Annotated in this window: 7 protein-coding genes and 1 tRNA gene; 3 read left to right on the forward strand and 5 right to left on the reverse strand. The window is 41.6% G+C overall.

The genetic code is table 11. The features are described 5' to 3' along the window. Positions 1 to 65: 65 nt before the first annotated feature. From rnr to AACZ88_RS12740, 3 genes are all read left to right on the forward strand, one after another. Positions 66 to 2,255 (forward strand): ribonuclease R, encoded by a 2,190-nt coding sequence (gene rnr, locus AACZ88_RS12730; RefSeq protein ID WP_339710836.1) that lies wholly within the window; start codon positions 66 to 68, stop codon positions 2,253 to 2,255. Positions 2,256 to 2,312: 57 nt separating this feature from the next. Continuing rightward, complete coding sequence (locus tag AACZ88_RS12735) at positions 2,313 to 2,996, forward strand: head GIN domain-containing protein (protein ID WP_339710839.1); 684 nt, start codon at positions 2,313 to 2,315, stop codon at positions 2,994 to 2,996. 62 nt (positions 2,997 to 3,058) lie between these two features. Next, positions 3,059 to 3,739: a LysE family transporter gene (locus tag AACZ88_RS12740; protein ID WP_339710841.1), complete on the forward strand. Its 681-nt coding sequence runs from the start codon at positions 3,059 to 3,061 to the stop codon at positions 3,737 to 3,739. A 38-nt stretch (positions 3,740 to 3,777) separates the two neighbouring features. Here AACZ88_RS12740 and AACZ88_RS12745 read toward each other — a convergent pair. The 5 genes from AACZ88_RS12745 to AACZ88_RS12765 all read right to left on the reverse strand — a co-directional run bounded on the left by AACZ88_RS12745 (position 3,778) and on the right by AACZ88_RS12765 (position 24,770). Then, positions 3,778 to 3,848: transfer RNA gene (locus tag AACZ88_RS12745), tRNA-Cys, on the reverse strand. A gap of 65 nt (positions 3,849 to 3,913) precedes the next feature. After that, positions 3,914 to 4,276 (reverse strand): dihydroneopterin aldolase, encoded by a 363-nt coding sequence (gene folB, locus AACZ88_RS12750; protein WP_339710844.1) that lies wholly within the window; start codon positions 4,274 to 4,276, stop codon positions 3,914 to 3,916. Positions 4,277 to 4,379: 103 nt separating this feature from the next. After that, positions 4,380 to 5,336 carry a type IX secretion system membrane protein PorP/SprF gene (locus AACZ88_RS12755; protein WP_339710847.1) on the reverse strand — a complete coding sequence of 319 codons (957 nt, stop codon included), beginning with the start codon at positions 5,334 to 5,336 and terminating at the stop codon, positions 4,380 to 4,382. Positions 5,337 to 5,355: 19 nt separating this feature from the next. Beyond that, on the reverse strand, positions 5,356 to 22,713 hold the full coding sequence (locus tag AACZ88_RS12760; RefSeq protein ID WP_339710849.1) for a T9SS type B sorting domain-containing protein: 17,358 nt from the start codon (positions 22,711 to 22,713) through the stop codon (positions 5,356 to 5,358). After that, on the reverse strand, positions 22,713 to 24,770 hold the full coding sequence (locus tag AACZ88_RS12765; protein WP_339710852.1) for a PorP/SprF family type IX secretion system membrane protein: 2,058 nt from the start codon (positions 24,768 to 24,770) through the stop codon (positions 22,713 to 22,715). Before AACZ88_RS12765 ends, AACZ88_RS12760 begins: the two co-directional genes overlap by 1 nt. Positions 24,771 to 24,775 lie beyond the last annotated feature (5 nt).

Here is a 24,775-nt window from a genome sequence, read left to right on the forward strand (position 1 = left end):
ACATAAGGTTGTATGAAATGTGCAATGGATTATAATTCGTAATTTCCCACAAAATAAAATTTTTAATGTCGAAGAGAAATAAAAAATCAAAAAATCATAGAAGAAACGAAATTACCAAAGGTATTTTTACTGTTCTCGAACAGGAACCGAATAAAAGTTTCAATTATAAGCAAATAGCTGCTAAAATAGGAGTTACCGATGCGCACGAACGCAATCAGTTGATTCAACGATTGACCCAATTAAAAGAGAAAAAGCGCATTTTAGAGGAGGGTAGAGGAAATTTTAAAGTAGCAGCATCGACCAAAACGTATCATACCGGTACTGTAGATGTTACTGGTCGGGGTAATGCATATATTATAATCGAGGGTATGGATGACGACGTATTCGTGCCCTTTAATAAACTCAAAAAAGCTTTTCATAAAGACACAGTCGAAGTATATATCTATCCAAGAAGAAAAGGAAAAAAGCTTGAGGGGGAAATCACCAGGATAGTAGAGCGAAAAAAGAATTCTTTTGTTGGTATTGTTGATATGCAAAAGACATTTGCCTTTGTTAGACCGACCGATTTTAGAATGTATACTGATGTTTTTGTGTCCCTGGATAAAATAGGAAACGCTAAAAATGGTGAAAAAGTGATTGTTGAAATTACAGAATGGCCAGACGATGCAGATTCTCCCTTTGGAAAAATTACGGAAGTACTTGGAATGCCTGGGGAACACAATACTGAAATTCATTCTATTTTGGCAGAGTATGGGTTGCCCTATGAGTTTCCGTCGGAAATTGAACGTTTTGCGGATCAATTGGATACAAGCATTAAGCAAGAGGAAATCGATAAGCGAAGGGATATGCGCAATACGTTGACCTTTACTATTGATCCTAAAGATGCCAAGGATTTTGATGATGCGCTTTCTTTTGAGGTCTTGGAAAATGGTAATTATGAAATTGGTATTCATATAGCCGATGTATCACATTATTTGCAAACAGATACCATTCTTGATGATGAGGCCTATGATCGTGCAACTTCGGTGTATTTGGTTGATCGCGTAGTACCTATGCTACCTGAGGTATTATCTAATAATGCCTGCTCATTGCGGCCGAACGAAGAGAAATATACCTTTTCGGCCATTTTTGAACTTGATGATAAGGCGAATGTCAAAAATCAATGGTTTGGTAGAACAGTCATCGATTCAAATGAACGTTTTGCTTACGAAGAGGCGCAATACATTATCGAAAATAAAAATGGAAATATTCCTTTAGATATTTCTATACGCGATAAGGCCTATACAGTATCTCATAAGGTTGTTGAAGCTACTTTGACAATGGATAGATTAGCAAAAATAATGCGGGAAAGCCGTATGAGAAAAGGAGCTATATCTTTTGATAAGGTCGAAGTACGGTTTAATTTGAATGAAAAAAATGAGCCGCTAAGCGTTTATTTTAAAGAAGCGAAAGATGCCAACAAGTTGATTGAGGAATTTATGCTTTTGGCAAACCGGAAAGTAGCTGAGTTTATAGGAAAGCAAAAACCTGAAAAAACATTTGTATATCGTATTCATGACAATCCAGATGAAGATAAATTGATTGCACTTAATGGCATAGTTTCGCGTTTTGGTCATAGCCTTAACTTTAAAGATAAAAAGTCTATTAGCGCTTCTTTAAATAAGCTTCTCGAAGATGTAAAGGGTAAAAAAGAACAGAATTTAGTTGATACTTTGGCCATTCGTAGTATGAGTAAAGCCATTTATACAACAAACAACATCGGCCATTATGGTTTGGCTTTTGATTATTACACCCATTTCACCTCTCCGATAAGACGATATCCTGACGTTATGGTCCATCGTTTACTACAACATTATTTAGACAGCGGTAAATCACCAAAAGCGGAAGTTTATGAAGAAAAATGCAAACATTCCACCGATATGGAAATACTCGCGTCTAATGCTGAAAGAGATTCTGTAAAATATATGCAGATAAAGTTTATGCAAGACCACCAAGATAGGGAGTTCGTCGGCGTTATCAGTGGCGTAACCGAGTGGGGTATCTATGTAGAAATCATTGAAAATAAATGTGAAGGAATGGTTCGTATACGAGACATAAAGGGCGATTATTATATCTTTGATGAAAAGCAATACGCATTGGTGGGCGAACGCACCAATCAAACCTATCAATTGGGTGACGAGGTTGTAGTGATGGTAAAAAACACCGATTTGATAAAACGTCATTTAGACTTCTCATTAATTGGTAAGCATAGATAGGGCAATTTTTTGGAATGAAAATTGTTCTGTAAGTAAGAAAACTTCTTAGAAACTGATATGAAGCAAAAGATTCTATTTTTAATAGTGTTGCTTATTGGGCTTAAGTCCAGCAGTGGTCAAGACGAAAAAGCAACCCAAGAATTAGATAAGTTTACAGAAATAAAGGCCTTCGACGGACTTTCTGTTAATCTTATTAAATCTGATGTAAACAGAGCTGTGATTTCTGGTGCGAATACTTCTCGAGTAACAATCATCAACAATGATGGAGTTCTAAAACTACGAATGCAGATTGGTAAAATTTTTAGTGGTTATAGAACTTTTGTAGATTTGTACTATACCGATAAGATTGTAATTATAGATGTGAATGAAGATGCACGTATATCTTCCCAAGATGTTATTAGCCAAGATATTCTTGAATTGAAAGCGCAAGAAGGAGGCGAGCTTTCGGTTAAGGCAGAGGTTGAGCAAATATTGATTAAAGCGGTCACTGGGGGAGTTGTAATGGCCACTGGATCTTCCAATTTACAAGATGTTGCCATAAATACCGGAGGCGTATACGAAGGTAAAAACCTAAAGACCAAGTTTTCAACTATTAATGTGAACGCCGGTTCTAAAGCCGAAATAAATGCAACAAACTATGTGAAGGCCTCTGTGAAAGCAGGGGGTGAAGTATTGGTTTACGGCAATCCAATAAAAATGGAGGAAAAAACAGTATTTGGTGGAAGAATTACTAAAATGTGATGTTTAAATTCCATCCTAATCTAAATCTATGGGTTCGATAATTTAGAAATCAGAATTACAGTATGTGGGAAGATGTTCAGGCGGCGATACCATTAGGCTTTTTTTTAAGCTTTATGATCGGGCCTGTTTTTTTTGTGCTTCTAGAAACCAGTGCCATAAAAGGTTTTAGGGCGGCTATTATTTTTGATCTCGGCGTTGTAATTGCCGACATTCTTTTTATAGTCTTAGCTTATTTTAGTAGTTTCCAGCTGCTGGAGAATTTAAGTAATCAACCCGGTCTATATGTTTTTGGAGGTTTTATTCTTTTAATTTATGGTGTAATAACTTTTTTTAAAAAGGAGGCAAAAAAAGTTACGAAGAAAGAAGCAGGTTTATCTGCAAACAAAGGGTATATAGGATTGTTGGTAAAAGGTTTTTTGCTGAATTTCATTAATATTGGAGTATTGGTTTTTTGGTTAGGCGTTATTATTGTCGTTGGGCCTAGTTTAAACAATGACTCCAACCGCATTACCATTTTCTTCTCAGCGATGATTGGCGCTTATGTGGTTACCGATATATTCAAAATACTATTGGCAAAACGTCTGAAAAAGAAGCTGACGAAAGACAGAATACGATTGATAAAGAAAAGTTTAGGCGTTATTTTAGTAATCTGTGGTATCGTTTTAATTGTTAAAGGATTTTTGCCCAAAGACCAGTTCAATATAGAAAAGGGCATTGAACGTATCGAATATATTGGAGAATAAAAAAATCCCCACCAAAAGGAAGGGATTTTGAATAAGTGAGGCATCGAGCGGATTCGAACCGCTGTACAAGCTTTTGCAGAGCTGTGCCTAGCCACTCGGCCACGATGCCATTACAAGCTGCAAATGTAAGATGTTATTTTTAGCTATCAAAAAGATATGCAACAGTTTGGTTCTTTATTCTAGATCTTTTGTGTTTAAAATCACTGATACCATCTCAACATCACCGTTGATAGGCGGATTTAACTTTGATACAGAAACTTCGGCTTCCTTTATATTTGTAAGTTCCGAGAGCATTCGTTGCAGTATTCTATGGGCCACATGTTCCAAAAGCTTAGAAGGAAGTTTCATTTCTTCTTTTACAATTCTGTTGATATGTACATAATCTACCGTATCTACGAGATTGTCTGAAATAGCGGCTTTTGACAAATTCGATTGAATTTCGACCCCGACCGTGTATTCGCTACCAATAGTAGTTTCTTCTTTCAAACACCCATGATGGGCAAACACCCTGATATTTTTTATTTTTATTTTTCCCACAGATTATGTTTTGCTTATTTGCTACAAAACTATAGGATATGCTGTAAAGAACAACAACAATTTGCCGTTGAAAATTATCAAAAAGTAAAAATGATGAATGACTTTAGTAAGTACATCGACAGTTACTGATACCTTGAAACAAGTCTACTCCAATGGTAATGACATGGGTGCCCGTACTATATCCTAAAATTTCGTTGAGAATTATTTGATAGGAATATCCAAAGTAGAAGTTGCTTTTCTTCAAACCTACAAATGGGGCTACGTAAAGAGGTTTCCCAATTTGGTCATTTAAGAAGCGATAATTAAGCCCGGCATAGTAATAATCTTCGAAATCATACCATCTGAATTTCAGATTTAAATCTGTTTCAGAGCGACCATCGCTTTCAAAAAGTTTAAAAAGTATAGAAGGTTCAATTTCTAATCGACTATTCTTGTTCTTGGTATAACGATATCCTGTATAGGCATAATAATTTCGTAGTTCATTGGGTTCATCGATGTTAAAGGTCAAGTTTCTTGGATCTTTATTGATAAGGTTCGAGGCGTTCAGGTTAAAATAAAATTTATCAAAACGATATAATACCCCAACATCAAAGTTATGATTGGAAGTCTGTCGGTTATTTACCACGCCGTTATCAGGAAAATCTAAAAGATTGAATTGTTCCGTATCTATTCGAAACTGATTAAAATTATAAGAAAGACCGAAAGAAAGAAATTCATCATCATATCTGTCGAGTGTCAGGTGATGTGCAAAGGAAACTCTTGCCCCTTGTTGTCTGGTATATCCATTTTTGTCATTGTATAGAAATATTCCTACACCTGATTTTTCGCCCAACCGCATATCAGCTGCCAATGATTGGGTTCTTGGGGCATCTTTAATCCCTACCCATTGGGCTAAACCGTTTAACCTGATTTTTATATGGTCTCCAATACCGGCATAGGTAGGTGACAAAACAAAAGGGTTATCCGCTAGGTATTGAGATAACTGAGGAGAATTAAGTTCTTGACCATTGGAGTTCAAGACTGCAAAAAGCAGTAGTAAGGCCAATATTATTTTACGCATGGTTCAGTAGGTTAAATTTTTATCGATATAGGGTAAAATGTCCGACAAATTCACGATCATCTTCTTCACCGTTAAGTTGTATGACATACCAGTAATCACCCGTTGGCAATTCTGTTTTTTTATAGGTTCCATCCCATCCTTGATTATCTACCGACACTTTGGAAACCTCTCTACCATAACGGTCAAATATTTTGATTAGTATCTCTGGAAATTGATCAATATTATTTGGTTTCCAACGGTCATTCTGACCATCCCCGTCAGGAGTAAAGAAATTAGGAATTTCGATGTCAATAAATTCAACAAAAATACTAGCAGTTGATTCACAACCGTTTTCGTCTACCACTGTCACTGAATAAGTATCGGTTCGAGTAATGTAGAATGTGTTGTCGGTACCATTGTTTACATCATCAAAATAAAAGGTATAATCTTGTCGTCCACCTGTCGCTACAGCCGTAATTTCATTGATATTATTTTGTTGCAATACTAAAGTCAATGGCTCAAAGTTTTCAATTTCGAAATCAATGGTGTTTACACATCCGTTGGTATGTGCAATGGTTATATAATGAGGGCCAGGTGCTAAATTCCTAAAGTCAGGATTCAGTAGCATGTCATTTGGGTCACTAGAATCCAATGCATAAAGTACTTCGTCATTAATTTCGGAATCTTCCAAAACGACATTGATATAATTGGTAGAGGTGTTTTCTAAGCATTCATACACGGGACTGACTTGGGCATTCAAATTGACTCCTGGGTCGATGGTTACGGTCAAATTGGTTTCACAGCCATTAATATCTCTAACAAAAAGAATATAATTTCCTTCGGCTAAATCTGTAAGCTCTGTCCTTCCCTCTACAAAATCGGTATCAGCATTAGAATTTATTGCAGTACTGTAAGGCGCAGTTCCTCCCGAAATAGTCAATGATATGGAACCATCTTCACTACCAATACAAATCTCGGGAGTAGCAGTATAGTTTACGTCAATAACTGCAGGTTGTGAGATAGTTCGTGTGAAAAGTTCAAAACATCCGTTTTTATCCTGTGCAATGATATTGTAGGTGCCAGGGGCTAAATCTGTAAAGGTATTTAAAGCATCAAATTGGTTCAGGTTCGGTGATATGGCATAGATATAATCTCCTGCACCTCCTTCCGAATTTACCGTAATGCTTCCATTTTCTTCACCATAACAGCTTACATCCGTTACATCAATTGTAAAGGTAAGGGAGTCGGGTTCGGTAATAACGACTTGTTTGGGTTTGGCCACACAGTCTTCACTGATAACATTTACATAATACGTGCCCGCTATTAAATTACCGAACGTATCGATAGTGCTAGGTCCGGCGATACGATCTGAGGCATTCAACAATGCCGGATCTAGGTTATTCAAATCGGCGAGTGAGCCACCATAATTTGTATATAGCTCATACTGATAGTTCCCAAGACCTCCATCGGCACTAGCATAAATAACAGCTGTATTGTCACCATTACAGTTGATAAAGGCCGCACTATTATCTACTGTGAGTATAAGTTCTTCGATTGGGTCTTCTGTAATAGAATTTGATAATACTGACTCACATAGATTAATGGCGTCCCTTACATAATAGGTATAGGTTCCATCGCCTAAAAACGTAGGGGAATTAGGTAAAGGCATTGGATTACTCGTCATTGCCGCCCAATTCGTATTATCGATACTGTAATCGTATGATCCACTACCTCCGTTTGCAGTAAGTTCAAATTCGACACCCTCTTCACATGTTAACGGATTGGTACGAACTAACGAGGCTGTCACTTGTGTAGGTTCGATGATTCTTACTTGGTTGGTTTCCACATCACAGTTCCATCCATCCGAAACAGTTATACTATAGATACCGGAGCCAAGATTGTTGAAATCTTGACTTGATTGCGGTCCAGAGGTAAATTCTATAGTGGTGCCGGCTTCGTCATAGAAGTTAAGCTGGTATTGATAGGTTCCACTACCACCACTCACACTATCTGCAGAGACTGTAGCATCGGTATCACCAAAACAGGCCAGATTGGTAACCAATGGAATGGCATTTGCTGTTATACCAGTAGGTTGTACAAGTACTTCGGTATCGGTATACACACAACCTGGAGCACGGGCACTATCTGTGACACGTACGGTAAAGTTTCCAGCTGAAAGGTTAGTAAAAACAAAACTCTGAACATTACTGGCGGAATAAGTTTGCCCGGTCGTCGTATTGGTGAGTTCAATAGCATAGGGAGCATAACCACCACTTGGGTCCACCAATATTTCACCTTGGTCATTTAAACAGGTAACATTGGCAATCGGGTCAACAATTGCTATTAGTTGGGTATCTGGTGAAATAATAGTTATGGTATTAGAGTCATCTGAGCAGAATGTACTCGCTGCATCCGTTTCGGTTACTTGTACATAATAATTACCTCCTGATAATCCTGTTATTGTACGGGGGTTCACGCTCGTATCGGTATTTGTAGCTGGAATAACCGAGTTTCCTGTACTATCGAATACTTCATAACTATAAGCCCCACTGTAGCCTGTTACAGTTATTTCCATGGAACCATTACCATCTCCGAAACAGATAACAGGGTTTTGGGCGGTGGCTGTTACCTCAATTAAATCATAAGGAGCAATATTGTAAGCCGCTGTATCTACATAACAACCGGTTGTTGTATCGGTTATTCGGAAGGTGTAACTGCCTACTGCCGTTAGGTTGTAGGTTGCTGTAACATTTGTTGGAGTTCCTGTTTGTGTGCCATTCGGATTTCCGATAGGTAGTAATTCATAGGTATAGGAATTTGCCACATCTCCATTATCGGAAACAGTTATTAACACCTCTTCCGCACCGGCACAGGAAATGGCCGCGTTTCGACTCACTGAAACGGTAAAAGCGTTTAATGGTTCGATAACAACCAAAGTCGTATCGGTACATCCATTGTCATCTTTAACCGTTACGGTAATGTTTTGAGTTATGCCCGTATCGGCAATATTGAAGGTATTTGATGTTATGAAGTTTGTTCCGTCAATACTGTAAGTATACGGTGCCGTGCCATCAGAAGCTACCGCCGTAATAATCGACTGAGTGACTGTATTGTTCATGGTACAGGCAAAATCGGTAGCTGAGGCAGACACGTCTACCGCCAAAGGCTGTGTGATTGTGACAGATTGAGTGGCGCTACATGCCCTATCGGATGTCACGGTGATATCATAGGTTTGGGCCATCAGCCCTGTGAATATGTTACTGGTCTGAAGAATAGGTGGATTTATGCCGTCGTCCAAAGTATAAGTATATACAGGGTTGTCATTGGATGGATTCAAAACCACCTCAATAGTACCATCGGCTCCTCCATTACAGGAAACATTTTCTTGATTATAGGTAAAAGTTACAGGTGTAGGGGTTTCTAAGGATACCGTTGTTTCCGCATCACAAGTAGAACCACTGGTATCATAAACAAAGGCAGTATAGTTTCCTGGGGCCAGACCACTAAATACATTTGACGCTTGACGTACACCTCCAGTAACACTTGTGTTTGTGCTGTCAAATAAATCATATTCATAGTTTCCTGCACCAGCACCACCATTAGCCGTAATTGTAATACTACCATCATTAAGCGCGCAAGTTGGCTGAGCCGTGGCTTCTGCCAATAGGCCAAGAGGAGGCAAGATTATCATGGTATCGGTTGCTGTACACCCATTTGCATCGCGTATGGTCACAGTATATGTCCCATGGGTTGACACTGTGAGTGTAGCACTGCTCTGAAATCCAGTTCCCACAGAGTATGCAAGTGGAGCCACGCCAGTACCTACTACGGTAAAAGTATATGATGTTCCGTCGGAAGTACATTGGTCAACGGCATAGGCCGGAGCTGCTACAGTTGGTAAAGGATCTTCATCGACAGTAATGGTTATAAAAGTGGTGCATCCTCTAGAATCGCGTACATGAACATCGTAATCCGTTGGATAGGTGGCGGGGGTTAAAACTGCATTTGCGCTAGCCGTAAATAATCCTGCTGGAGATGTTGTCGTAGGTACAAATGCATAGGTATAGCCTGGAGTGCCTCCTTGTGCCGCTACGCTAACTTGTGCTCCACTTGTACAGTTGGCATTTATATTACTTGTTTCGCTCAAGGAAACTGCGGCCTCAGGAGATGCTATGGTTACCGTATTTGAGCTATCGTCACAGAATGGAGTATCCGTTGCGATGACGGTGACATATAAGTTTCCTGCCGGCAACCCAGGAATTGTTCTTGGGTTGGTAGATGTATCCGTCGATATAACACCAGTTACCGGTGCAGCAGCACTATCGAATACTTGATAGGTATAATTACCCAAATAATTGTCTATTTGAATGTTCATTTCACCATCTGAATCCCCAAAACAGCTTACTGGTGTTATCGCCGTAGTAGTCACTTCAATAAGATCGTATGGAGCTACAGTGTATGGTACTGCGGTGAAGTAGCAGCCTGTAATGTTATCGGTTACCCTAACGGTATAGTCACCCGGGGTTGTCAATGTAAAGTCCGCCGTATTACTTACCAAACTCTGTGAAGGACCACTTGGCAATATCGTATAAGTGAAGTCTCCAGAACCACCTGTTACTGTAGCACGGGCAATTTCCGGGTTGGAGCAGGTAATAGCGGTTTGTTGCGATATATTTACAGCGGTAATGGTCGGCAATGGGTTAATGGTTACTGTATCGGTATCCGTGCATCCGTTAGCATCCCGTACAGTTACGGTAATGTTTTGAACTGCGCCAGTATCGATAATGTTGAACGTATTCGAGTTAAAGAAATTCGTTCCATTTATGCTATAGGTATAAGGTGCTGTACCGGTAGCTGGAATGGCTATTGTTAGAACAGCTTCATTTACCGTATTGTCGGCAGCACAGGCAAAATCGGTTGCACTGGCCGAGGCGACCAATTGAGATGGTTCGATAATGGTAACACTGTCGGTGGCAACACACCCTCTATCGGAAGTAACGGTAATGTTGTATGTTCCTGGGTTCAGCCCTGTGAAATCACCGGTATCGTTGGTAACAGCTGGATCAACTCCATTGTCGATTGTAAATGAATACGGAGGGTTGTCATTTACCCCCGCACTCGGAGCGATAAGACGAACCGTGATAGTACCGTTTGCATCACCAAAACAACTGATATCTGTTTTTTGTGTGGTTTCCAAAGTGACGGCCGTAGGCTCCTCTAAGGATAATTCAACTGTTTTAAAGCAGTTTGATGGTGCTCCCAAAGAATTATCCGTAACCCGAACAATATAGTCTCCAAATGGGACTCCTGTGAATTGATTACCTGTTGGCATAATTCCTGAAGGAGTCGTCCCGTCGGCCAAAAATAAGGCCACAGTATTGGCTCCGGAACCACCTGTTTCGGTAAACTCGATTACCCCATCGCTACCACTACAGGTAGGGTGTGTGATTACCTCGGCTTCCAGGAATAACTCCGGGCTAATTAAAATATTTTCCAATTCCGTACACCCGTTTGCGTCCCTAACGGTGATGTTATGCGCGCCGGAATTCAAATTACCAACCGTATATGGGAATCCTGAAATACTTTGAAAAGCGCCGCCATCAACACTAAGACTATACGGAGCAATACCAGTATCTATTGCGTCAATTGAAACATTTATCGCAAAACTACCCTCGGGAGCACATTCATCAACAACAGCCAAGGAAATGTCCGGTGAGGTGTCAAGCGTTATGGTAATATCGATATTCGCAGAAATACAGCCATTGATATCACGGGCATAAACATCCCACTGCAGGCTTGTTGCCGGGTTTAAATTTAACGTCTCGTCTTCTGTAAAATCAGCCGCCAAAACAGGAGCGGGACTACCATCTACCAATACAGCATAAGTGTAGCCTGAAGTGCCACCACTAGCCTGTACTATTACGATGGCATTGTTGTTGCAATTTGCAGGGGTATTACTTATTTCGGCTACTACGACAACTTCGGGAGCATCAATCGTTTTTGTACTTGAAACCGCAGAACATTGTGGGAAAGCTGTTTCAGTCACCCGAACAGTATAGGAGCCAGCGGGTAAAGTTTGTGGTATGACAAAATTATATGGATTTGTGGTAGCATTGTCACTTCCAAGGGCTCCAACAACGGGATTTCCTGAATTGTCGAGTACTTGATAGTCGAATGCACCTATATATCCTGAAATATCAATTTCTAATTGACCATCAGTACTATCGCTACAAGTAGCATCTGATACAACTGAAAGTGCTACATCGATTGAATCATATGTGTTGACGGTATGAGTAACCTCTTCAAAACAGGAAGTGTCTGTATCGGTTACCCGAATGGTATAATCACCCGGTGAAGTGAAAGTAAAATCACCATTGGCTTGGGGTGTTCCACTAGGAAGCAATTGGAAACTTAAATTTGCTGGAGGGGTGCCGGAAGAGCCGGCTACGTCTACCGTTATAGATTCCATATTATTGACACAATCAATAGGAACGATATTGATTACACTTAAAGACATGGCATTCAATGGATCAATCGTTTGACTGAATTGTGCCATTGCACAGCTATTACTGTCGCGCACATCAATGGTAAAAGTGCCATCGGTTGTGGTTGTGTAGGTGTATATGTTATTATCAGCACCCGTTCCAGTAAAATAGCTGCCTCCATCTATACTGAAATAATAGGGGCCTGTACCCGTCGTTGGGTCTGCCGTTACTGTGAAGGAAGCCGTATTTACGGCACCGGAGGTGGCGTTACAACTGAAATCGGTTACATTGGTTACTGAAGCATTTAAATCCAGAGGTTCGTTGATGGTCACATCTTCAAAAGCATCACAACCTCTTCCTGAAATCACCCGTACTCGATAGAAATCACCCGAAGGCAAAGCACTAAGACCTGAAAATAGGGGGTCTGATTGTGCTGCGACGAACAATGTTGGGACGCCTCCGCTTACCGTATACAACTCATAGGTATATGGTGGGTTCGATGAACTGGCAGCATTTAGATTTACTAAAATGCTACCGTTACTGTCTCCAAAACATTGTAAATGGGTTAAGGTAGAGGGGTCAAGAACCGGTGTTGTCGGTGACTCAAGGGTTACTGTCACATCAGTTGTACATATGGTCGAAGTATCGGTCATCCTGACGATAAACGTTCCAGAAGGCACGTTTTCCAATTGGCCTGCACCAGCATTATAGGTAACGCCGGGTTCTAGAACTGTTCCTCCGGGGCTATCGTATAACGCGAAAGTGTAACTGCCTGAACCGCCACTTCCGGAAACATCAATGATGCCATCGTTCAATGCACATGTGGGTTGTGTATTAATTGAGGCACCTGCTTCAATCGGTTCCGATATAAGTACGTTTTGAACCCCGTTTCCACAGCCGTTCGCATCCCTTACTTCTATGGAATGACTTCCTGAAGAAAAATTATTCAGTATTACAGTATCTCCCAAATTGTTGAGGGCCACGGCTTGGAAACCTCCACCATCGACACTTATGTAATACGGGGCAATTCCCACGTTGGTCAACTCTACTTGTATTTGGTAAGCGCTCTCATCGGCACAAGCATCGACAATATTAGCAGATATGGCACTTGCCGGATCTTCATCGATGGTCACTTGAATAGGACTTGAAATACACCCACTTGCATCTTGTGCATAAACGTCATAAGTAGCAGGATAGGCTGCCGGAGCTGGAGTTATCTCGAAGGTGCTCGCTTCAGGGAACGCCCCGGGAACGCCACTTGGATTAAGGGCATAAGCGTAGGTATATGGTCCCGTTCCTCCACTGGCCCTAACAGAAATGAAAGCTCCATCATTGCAATTGGCGTCCGTTTGGCTCAACAACTCAATAGTTACAGGTTGAGGTTCTATAATTCTAAAGGCATAGGTGTTTGAACACGAAGTTCCGCCTACTTCCTCGAATAACAAGATGTAATCTCCAGGTGCAAGATCGGTTACCAAACCTGTGCCAGTAGGCCCTCCACCAGGTCCTGTAAGAGTCCCTGTGGTGTTCGTGCCGGTCGCAGGAATGTTTGTTAAGGCTTCTAAAACACTGTAATCAATATCGGTGACGCCAACATCATGACCTTCAATCTGGAATTCTATTGATCCATTGGTATCACCAAAGCAGCTCACATCGGTTACAACAGGGGTTGCAACTACATCAACATTGCTTCCTGGAACAGTCGGAATGGTAGCTTCCACATAGCTTTCACATCCATTTACAGTATCTACCGCCTTAAATATATAGGTCTGTCCGGGATTTAAATTGTTAAACGTGGCGATCACATCGGTCGCAGGATTTGGTCCTGGAGCCGTTGCATCTGGCCCAGGTCCGCCGTCATAGATACTGAATGTGTAGGATCCTGATCCTCCTTCTGCAGTGATATCGACGCTGCCACCAACAATACAATTGGGCGGCGTTATATTCGTTGTCAGGCTTAAAAACGGATTGGCCAGTACACGTACAGGATTTTGATAAAACTCACAGCCCTTGGCGTCAATTACACGGATGTAATAATCGCCAAATGGGAGCCCTTCAAAAAGAACAGAGGTATCTGGAGTATTTGGGTGAGGGTTAGGAGTGGCACCGGTAACCGCTACCACATCATTCGATTGGTTGTAAAGTGTATAGGTGAAATTAGCAGACCCACCACTTATAATGTCGACTTGAATACTACCTAGGGTAGTTGCTCCCGTAGATGAATCACAAGAAACGTTCGTCGCCGTAACAGTTGCATCAAAAAGTACGGGGTCAGATAGCGTGAAATCGTATGTAGCTGTACAACCCTTTGCATCCCTTATGGTATATGCATATAGTATATTGGCACTTAGTCCTGTATATGTAGTTTGCGATGAAAAACCAGCTCCGTTAAAATCTATAGTATATGGTGGAATTCCAAAATTGGTGTCCGGTGTAATTTCTACGTAACCATCGGAACCACCAAAACAAACTGGATCGGTTGCCACATGACTGGCCTGTGGGTTTACTGTTGGTTCAACCGTAATTACTTGAGACTCTGCTGTGCAGCCACTGGCGTCGTAGATTAAAAACTGATAGGTGCCGGAAGCACTTGCCGAATACGTAAATGTGGTTGCTCCAAGTGGTGGAGTAATCGAAGCACCTGCGGCATAGGCACCTCCATTATAGCTTACTTCGTAGCGATCGTACTCAGGGTAGTAACCCCCGTCAATGGTTACATCAATTGTGGCGTCTGTTGGTACTGAACAGGTTAAATCTTTGGTCAAAACGGCACTGACGACAACCAATTGATCTGGTATGGTTACTGCAACAGCTGGAGAGATACAACCAAAGGAATCCCGTACATAAAAGTTATAGGAGCCTGGCAAAAGTCCTGAAAAATTGTTGGCTACTTGAAACGGCCCTGTTGGGCTTAGACCGTAAGAATAAGCTGGCCCTCCTCCTCCTGGGGGAGATGTTGCATCAATAATTATATTTGTGCCATTAGCGTCATAACAAATATCGGAAGCTGGGTTTATAGTAGCAATAGGGTTGGTTGGAGTGGTGAGAGCAAATGTATCGCTTGCCGTACAACCGTTAATGTCGGTAACGGTCACTGTATAGTTTCCGGAGGTATCGGACAACCCTGCAAAGGTATTTGAGTTTTGTGGTCCAACTATTGGACCAGACGGGGGCGTTAATGAATATGTATAGCTACCCGAACCACCAGCTGCCGCTATGTTTACCGAGCCATCAACTTCACAAGTAAGTGGGCTGACATTTGTGGTGGCGGTTAATAGCGGGGGATTGGCAATGGTAATATCTGTTGTGGCGGTACATGAAGTAGTGTCGTCCGTTACAGAAATTGTATAGGTGCCCGCTCCTAAACTTGAAGCGCTAATTGGTGCGGTCGTATTTATGTTTGTTCCAGGCGCGACCGCGGTCGGCCCTCCGCTTACTGAATAGCTATAAGTTCCTACGAAGTCGGCCATCGTAAAATTGAACGCACCGTCAGTGCCATTGTTACAGCTGACATCACTCACCAACTGGGCAGTTACATTTATCTGGGGTATAGCGGTTATTGTGTAATTTCTAGTGATTGTACAGCCCTTATCATCGGTTATTTCAAAGGTATAGGTATCCGGAGTTAAGCCGGAGAAAATATTATTAGCTCCATTATTAATTACGGTAGGTGCGGTTATGTTATAGCTGAAAGGTGCATTGCCATCGACTACGGTTACGGTAACATCTGAAGTTAGTGCAGGACAAGTTACCGCTGTAGCACCAAACGTAAGGTCTGTAGGTTCGTCTAATGGATCAATTGTCTGTGAGCTCGTTACAGTACACCTATTCGCATCTCGAAGTGTAATAGTATAGGAGCCATCGGTTAATCCTGTAAAACTCGTTGAAGTACCAAAGTTTACGCCATCGATACTATATTCATAAGGGGCAGTACCTCCACTAGGCAATGTAGTCACTTCAATTGTCGCGGAACCTGTAATACAAGTATATTCTTGTGAAATAGAAGTAGCAAAAGCCAATGGGTCAGGCTCGGATAAGGTTACCGAACCTGAGTTTACACAACCTTTGGCATCGGTTACCGAATATGCATAATTTGTGCCTGCCGACAGACCAGTGTATAATTCCTGAGAGCTTGGTGCGCTTCCATTGAATACAATGGAATATGGAGCGAGTCCTCCACTAATGTTAAGATCTACACTTCCGTTGGCATCACTATTACACATTGGTTGCGAGAGAATTGGTGTAATGCTTGGAACTGGATTATCGGTTACAATAATTTCATTCGTGGTAACCGAGCAGCTTTCATTGTCCGTGATTACAAATTCAAAAGTTCCAAAATCAGCTGTGGTAAAAGTAAATGGATTACCGGGAACAGCCGTTCCGGCAGCTTGATAGGATGCGCCATTCCGTAGTACTTCATATGTGTAGGCGGTATATCCATTTGCAATGACTACCTCTATTTCTGCGTCGGTAGATGCAGAACAGTCTAAATCTTTTAGTAATGAAGCACTCGCCGTTAATGTTGGGTTTACTGTAATAGATTCAGTATCCGTACAATTTTTACTATCCGTTACACCTACAAGGTACGTTCCTGGTGCTAGGCCATTAAAGATATTGCTTGTTTGATAAGCTCCTCCATCAATATTATATTGAAATGGTGCCGACCCACCTGAAGCCACAGTCGCTGTGATAGTCAATCCTGTTGCACTATCATAACAGAGACTGTTTGCATTTAGATTGAGGACAGGGCTTACAGTAGGATTCAACGTAAAGTTAGTGGTAACCAAACATCCATTGGCGTCAGTAACGTTTACGGTATATGGCGCTGAGGTATCAGAAAGTCCCGAAAAGGTTCCTGAGGTGTTGGTGGTTGAAACGGCAGCGGGGTCTACCAATTCATAAGAATATCCTCCCCATCCTCCGGAAACAGTGATGTTCACTGATCCCGAACCTGTACAAGTAGGGTCAGTGATGTCAACATTGTCGATTGTCAATGCCGTGGCTGGCTGATTTACGGTGATTGTTGTGGTATCTGTACAATTGGTCGTTTCGTCAGTGACGATTATGGTGTAATCACCAGCTGCAAGTGAACTTAGGTTGATTGTTGCAGTCGATTGTCCTGTGACAGGTGCTGCACCATTTAATGAATATTGATATGTAGAACTAAAACCGCTTACCGTGAAATCTACGGCTCCGTCGGCTGTTCCAATACAGGAAATATTGTCTACCAATGTTCCTATTACATTGATAGGGGTTACTGGGTTAATGGTATAATTTTCAGAATATGTACAGCCGTTGCTATCGGTGACTAAAAAAGTGTACGTATCAGGAGTCAACCCGGCAAATATGTTGTTGGAGCCATTGTTTACTATAGCACCTGCGGGCGCCGTAATTTCATAAGTAAGGGTTCCTGTTCCATCTGTTGTCGTCAAGGTAACATCGGCAGTCTCAGAAGGGCAATTAGGTGCTGTTGCACTAAACGAAATATCAGTTGGAGGGTCTAATGCAGGAATCGTAACAGGCAAAGTTGTAAATGTACAATCATTGGCATCACGAACCGTAATCGTGTACGAACCATCTGTAAGACCTGTAAACGTATCGGAAGGATTAAATGTAATTCCATCAATACTGTAGGTGAATCCGGGAATTCCTCCTGTTACGTTTTGCGCCTGAATAGTCGCATCTTGTAAACAGGTATAAGGTTGTGTTATTACTGCGTTGGCCCCTAATGCAGTAGGTTGCTTTATTTCAACTGTTTGGGTAAATACACAATTTTTGCTGTCTCTAACCGTATAATGGTACGTTCCAGCCGATAAACCGGAGAAGTAGGTCTGGGATGAAAATGCTCCCGTATCTAACTGTACTTCATATGGAGGAGTACCTACCGAAGTATCTATGGTGATATCAATTGTGCCATCACTTCCTCCGAAACAGCTCACATTCGTTACATCTTCGGTGGCTGAAGGATTGCTTATTGGGTCTACGGTTATACTTGTCAGTGCAGTACATCCTTGGCTGTCCGTAATTAAGAAATCTATGGATCCAGCGGTAGCCGTTGTATAGCTAAAGGTATTGCCTACAAGATTTACGCTTGTTCCACCATTTATTTGGTAGGAGTAGTTTGTGTAGCCCCCGTTGATTGTAACATCAATAATCGCATCCGGAGAGGCGGAACAGTCCAACTCTTTGGTAAGCAATGTGGAAACCGTAAGTTGCGGTTCAATTGTAACGCTCGGGGAAGTTGCGGGACATCCGTAAGCATCAAGGATCGAAACCGTATAATTGCCAGGAGTCAAGTTATTGAAAACATTTCCATTTTGTGCCGGACCGCCATTTAGACTATAAGTATACGGTGCGATTCCACCGGTGGCATCGGCTGTAAGACTGACCCCGGTACCCGGAATATAGCAAAGGTTTGTGGTCGGATTTAATGTTACGGTAGGCGTTGCAGGCGCGTCTAGCGTAAATGTACGTGTGCCGATACACCCGCCAGCATCGGTTACCCGTATGGTATGTGCTGTCGTCGTTTGGGTTAGCCCAGAAAACACATTGCCAGGTTGAGGCCCTAATACAGTGGCATCGGGCAATACCAGCTCATAGGAATATCCTCCCCAACCGTCAGTGGCGTTAATAGTTACAGAGCCATCTGCAGTACAAGTTAATGGTGTTGTGCTAAATGTTATATCCAAGGAGTTTGAAGGAGCGCTTACAGTCACCGTATCGGTGTCGGTACAATTGGTTTCTTCATCGGTTACTACAATCGTATAGTCACCGGCACCAAGGCCCGTTAGGTTTATTGTTGCTGCCGATTGCCCGGTTATAGGTGCCCCGGAATTAAGGGTATATGAATAGGTTGAGGCAAAACCGCTTACTGAAAAATCGACTGCCCCGTTCGTATCACCGATACAAGAGACGTTTCTAACCAACGAGCCTATGACATCAATAGGAGTTGCAGGACTAATGGTAAAATCTTCGGTATAGGAACATCCTTTGTTGTCAGTTACCCGAAAAGTATACGTGTCAGGAGATAATCCATTGAAATCTGCGGTATTTCCAGAGGTTGTAGAAGCATTGATTGCTGAAGGCGCAATAATGTCAAAAACAAAAGGCGTATTCCCATCAACGACAGTGACACTTACGTTGGAGGTTAAAGCGGGACAATTGGGTTGGGTTGCCACGAATGTCAAATCGCTGGGCTCGTTCAAAGGTGATAGCGTGACCGAATTTGTCACAAAAGTACAATTGTTCGCATCCCTGATAGTAATAGTATAAGTTCCATCCGTTAGGTTTTCGAATCTATTTGCGTTGGGTGTTGTGTCAGGAATAAAAGAAACACCATCAATACTATAAGAATATGGAGCCGTACCACCACTAACAGATTGGGCTTCAATGCTTCCGTTTTGTAAACAAGTATAATCCTGAAAAACAGTAGCCGTTCCGGAGACATTATCTGTAGGACCCCCAATTGTGAAAATTTCTTGGGTTTCACAGGAGACTGACCCAGTAGTTTGTAGTATATCCAAGGTATAGTTTCCTTGGGGTAAATTGGTAAATGTTCCTGAAGTGTTTGCTGTTGTCGATGTATCTGGATACGTCAATAAATAGGACATATCGTATCCGTTACTATTGTTGACATTAACAACAAAAGAACCATCTTCAGCTCCAAAACAGGATTCATCAGTGCCTATGGTGTTATATTCTGCCTCAAGTTCAATAACCGTAACAGTATTTGAAAAATCAAAACAGTTATTGTCATCCACTAGAACAAAGGTATAGTCGCCGGGGTTGAGAATTGTAAAATCTACATTCGACTGGTATTCTGCTGGTGGGATATCTTGAACAGTGGGATAGGAGGTGACTGTTGTACCACTTTCATCGACATAGGACCATATTGCATAGGAAAAATCGGCTTGGCCACCCGTAGGCTCCATTATCACAATACCGTTACCGCATAAAATCTGTTGCGAAACTCTAGCTTGTAAATCAAGGTCATCGTTGTCAATAATGGTTACAGATTCAACATATGTACATCCATCACCTGTTTTTACAATGGCAAAATAATTGCCAGGATTCAGGTTATTAAACGTAAAATTGTTATCAGGTTGGGCAGTCTCGTTGTCGACCAATGTTCCTCCTGGATGTTCTGGATAGGGTAAGGGACCAGGAGGAGGTGTGCCATCGTCTAGGCGAATTTCATACTCATAGTTTGGATCTGCATTTGAAACTTGAAAATTTACGGTTCCCTTTGCCGTGCAGGTTGCGGGTGTGGTTGCCACGGTAACCTGAAAATTGCGTTCTAATATTCCGATGTCGGGTGTACTAAAAATACAAGCTCCTGAAATAGGTTGATTTGAAGCATCCAATTGTGCCACCTCAACACGGTAACCCCCGTTTTCCCCAGGTCCAAAATCGAAACTGTTGTTTGTGCTAAAAGGCACTAATTCTACACCTGTATCCGCGTCTACTAAACGATAGCCATAGCCGCCGCCTAAGTTAGTTACGGTGATATTTCCGGGAGTCGCGCAAAGAATATCTTCTTTATTATATTGGATGTCCAATGTGTTCTGAAACACGTTAAAATAAAAACGGTTGGTACATCCATTCTGATAGGTTACCGCAAGGCGATACTTTCCAGCACTATCAACAGTATAGTTGTTGCCCATACCAACGGTGTGCCAAGTGCAGGTAAGGTTTTTGTTGGCACAATCATCACCTGAGGATGCGCAGCTGCTTTCATCGAGCTTTTCCCATTCAAGATCCTGGGCATCAACAATATTGACCTGTAAAAGACGAGTATCACTTATTCCACAAAGAAATAGCTTTGGTAATAAAGCGTTATCGACGGTGCACTGCACAATCTCTCCGGCCAAATCGTTGGTAGGGTCGGCATCACTATTAACAGTGTTAAAATAGTCTATGACAGGATTTGTAATTAGCCCCGAGCCATAAGGTACCACATCAATAATTTCTTTGAACCCTTTACACGGGTCTGGTACTATTTTGTCAACAATATAGGTTCCTGTACCAGTAACTACTAGCGTACTAGGGTCATTGTCAGGATCTCCATCGTCTAAAACGGTGTCCGTATTATCAAGAATACCATTATCATTATCGTCTCGTACCCAAATGTATTCTGTAAAATTGTCCCCAGCATCCAAAACAACTTCACTACCACATAATTCTACGGTACGTCTGAAATTGCAATCGGCAAGATCATCTAAGAGAAAATTGGTGGCTCCAGGTATAACAAAACCGCAAACATCAAAATCGGTAACACTTGGATCATCACTTACCAAGGCCGTGTTGTCGACACCTCTATATGAGGAATACGCCAAGTTCTCAATAAGATCAGAACAGGCATCTATAAAATCAAAGCAATTTTCAGCCACTTGAACGCGCATGCGTATGTCATATACTGGATCCCCTTGGTTTACGTAATTATCAGGAATAGTGAAAACGACGGTTCGTATCGATGGGTCGTATTCGAATGTAACACCTGGTGGCATAACAAAGTCTGAGGCAATAAAGTCGGATCTTCCATCGGGAGGAGAGACATTCACTGGAAGTACGTCACGAATGGTATAGTATTCACTATCACCTGGCTGATAATCAGGATGAGTTGGTTTAGTACCTGTAGCATCGTCATTTCCGATATTTTGAAATGATAGTATGTAGTCGAGGGTTTGAGCCAGATGAACTCCTTGTCCGGTAATATCGGTGCCGTCAATATCTTGAACTCTTTTTTCTAGAATGATATTCGGAGCAATGATTTCTACATCAAACGATGCAAAGAAAATGTCAAACTTGTCCCCTGTGGAACTGGCTTTCAGAATGGCACTTGTCGCATCGTTTGGAATAACGTTGTTAAAATTATTGACTACTGGAAATAAATCAACGTCCCAACCCAAAGTATTGGTGCTATTCGGGTTTCTTGATGTAACGAGGGTGGGGTCAATAGATATATTGGAATTGAAAAAATTAGTTGCTTGATTTACCGTGCTGCTCAAAGGAGTAAACGGATTGCCTTCGGAACTGATCGACAACCCATCGCCAGGTATGCGGTTGTCTCCTTCCAAGGCCGCCACGGCAATATTCGCATTAACATCAAAGGGAGCAGGGAGTGTGGTAAACCCATTAATTGGAATATCAACAGTTTGGCCTGCTTTTATACCCGCATAGCCGTCAAAAGTTGTAATAAATTTACTTCCGGGCAGGTTTGGATCTTCATAGACGACGACCATGCTCCATCCTCCAGAGACTCCCCCAGATATGGTGCTGCCTGAACTTGCCCTCACATTGGCTACAAAGTACTCTCCATTGGGGTCGGCAAGACCAGAAACGATAGCCGTAACGTCTTTGTAGCAGGCATAGGGGCTATAATCGCCAAAATCAGCATCCCCAAACCCATCAAAGAGTATGTCGTCAGCAGTTAAATCTTGATATGATCCACCAGGCACCCTGAATTTCACTTGATTAAAATCACTACGATCCGCGCCCGTATATACTGCGGACCAATAAAGCCCAGCGTAGCGAACCTTTGCACAGTCTATATTAGGCACTGTCAGGGTTGCGCTACTCGAGCTAAATGTTGAGGCATCGCCGTCAACATCGATGTATTGCATGTTGAGGTCATCGTTGTAAGATGAGGAATTTCCGGTATCATTATAAGGGTCGTTGGGAGTTGTACCAGGGACAGTAACCGTTCGTGTACACCAACATGACCAAGACCAGTAGGAATAGGTGGAGGCATTATTCTGCCTATTGACGATATTATTGGCAATAAAAGTGAGTTCGCCACGAATATCGGCTTCATAGCGAACATCAAAGTCGTTTTTTACTTGGGAAAAAGCAGAAAAAGTTCCCCAAATAATAAAAAAGGCAAATAGTAGTTTATTGGTCGGTTTTGGTTTCATTAGGTCAGTAGGTTTGGCGTAACCCGCATAATCCACATTTTATCTTTATATGCATTATTTAGTTTGGTGTAGTAGGATATTAGGGCATTGTTCCAAGACTCATGTTTTTTCAAATAGACATACCGATAGTTATTTTCGGGATTTATAAAATATCCCGCACTAAGTCCGTATGAGTTTAATAGTTTGATGAACTTTTTAGCATTGTTTGGGTTTGCGAAAACATTGGCTATAATATAGTAACCTGATCCGATGCCATCGGTTACAACGGTTTTTGAAGTAGCTTCGGACGAAGCAAGGTTGTCTTTTACAATGACGTTTTGCTGTAATACGTCGGTGCCATATTGCAGTGACTTCTCTTTTAGCTTATCCACATTTTGAACATAGGCCTCATTGCTGTAGCGGTTATCAACGTTCATGATCCACATGGCATCATCGTATTTGCCATTTAGCTGGCTCTTATGGGCATCAACAGCTTCTTGCCAAGTATCGAACCGCTGTAAATAGACATATTTCAGTCCATTGTTAGGGTTATCGATATAATTGGCCTGAATGCCTTTTTGCTCAAGGGCATTCATGAATTTATCCATATAACGGCCCCCTTTATAAACATTGGCTACAACATAATATCCATCTTGTACACCTTTCAGATTTTTGAATTTTCTGCTTTTCACTTCATTGCCTGAAAAACTTGATTTTGAGGAGGCCTCTGGCTGCCCTTTTATTGTTCTTTCTCTATTCTTATTTGTTGTTACGACAACGTCTTGGGGTTGGTTGGTTTGTGTAGAATTGGTGACAACCACCCCGTCGTTGCTTGAGTTTTTTGTCATAGACGTAGGTTTGTCATGACCGTTTAGAAATAGTTTTTCGGCTTTTTTTTCCAAGTCCGGTCGACCATTTTTGGTCTCATTACGTACCATGCGCATGACCATTTCAAATCTCTTTTCTAAGTCTTTTTTACGATTAGATTCTAAGGAGTCTTGGCGGAACATTAGCTCTGCTATTATGGCGTCGTTTTCTGCCAGTTTCTTTTTTAATTCTTCTATTTGTTCATCTTTCGAAGTAGTAGCTTCATCTTCGTTTTCGACCAGTAGGTCTTCTTCATCTTCAAGCATAACACGATCCTCGGTTAACGTAGGAGTAAAAGAATAAGCAAATGAAATTTCATGGGTTACCCCTAAATTATCGAAGTCTGTCGATAATCCTTTTTCCATTGTGTAACCCAAAGAGAGTCTTTGGTTGATATTGAAACCGGCCCCTACCGATGCGCCATAGAAAGTATCATAACCCCCTTGTAGCCAACCTAGTTTGGGCAGATCTAGAATTAGGCTTCCACCAAAGGTCATATCGTTTTGACCATCCATTCTTGCTCGGGCCAAAGGCATGAGCCGGCCGCTTTCCATAATTCCATCGGAGTTTTCAAACTGATGTGTATATTGCAAATGCCCTGAGTAGGCTTTATCCTTAAATTCTGTTAGAGATTTGCTCGTTTTGATGTTGTAGTCAAATAAATTTTCAGCGAAGGCGCCAAAGTCGAATTTTCCGAATGAAATATTAAAGCCAGGCTGAAAAGAAAGTACATTGCTATCTTCAGTACCATTTAACCTGAAGTCATTTGGGTCTATGACATCAATACTATTTCTGTCAAGACCTGTACTATAGTAGGCTAAATTTCCACCAAAGGTGAAGTTACTCTTGTCACTAAGTTTTATACCGTAGGCATAATTGGCAAGAACTCCAATGTTGGAGACGGGCCCAATTTTTTGGGTATATAAACTTAGTCCAAGACCACTTCTGTCTCCTATACGACCACTGTAACTCAAGAAATAGGTTTGGTCGTTATCTTGAAATTGTACCGATTGGTTTCGGTGTAAAAGATTGATATATGACTTATCTTCTCGAACTGTCGAAAAGGTAGGGTTTATCAGAAACCTATTAAATTTCAAAAGGTTTTGAGGCGCTACCTTGTAGGGAAGAATAGGGTCATCTTCCTGTGCACTTACTTTAGTAAGCGCCAGTAGGGCCAAAAAGAATAACGATATGATCTTGGTTAGTTTCATTGGAA

The sequence above is a fragment of the uncultured Kriegella sp. genome (assembly GCF_963975415.1).
Lineage (GTDB): Bacteria > Bacteroidota > Bacteroidia > Flavobacteriales > Flavobacteriaceae > Kriegella.

Coding starts and splice junctions, on each gene's coding strand:
- rnr (WP_339710836.1), top strand. CDS start 66: ATGTCGAAGAGAAATAAAAAATCAAAAAATCATAGAAGAAACGAAATT.
- AACZ88_RS12735 (WP_339710839.1), top strand. CDS start 2,313: ATGAAGCAAAAGATTCTATTTTTAATAGTGTTGCTTATTGGGCTTAAG.
- AACZ88_RS12740 (WP_339710841.1), top strand. CDS start 3,059: ATGTGGGAAGATGTTCAGGCGGCGATACCATTAGGCTTTTTTTTAAGC.
- AACZ88_RS12755 (WP_339710847.1), bottom strand. CDS start 5,336: ATGCGTAAAATAATATTGGCCTTACTACTGCTTTTTGCAGTCTTGAAC.
- AACZ88_RS12760 (WP_339710849.1), bottom strand. CDS start 22,713: ATGAAACCAAAACCGACCAATAAACTACTATTTGCCTTTTTTATTATT.
- AACZ88_RS12765 (WP_339710852.1), bottom strand. CDS start 24,770: ATGAAACTAACCAAGATCATATCGTTATTCTTTTTGGCCCTACTGGCG.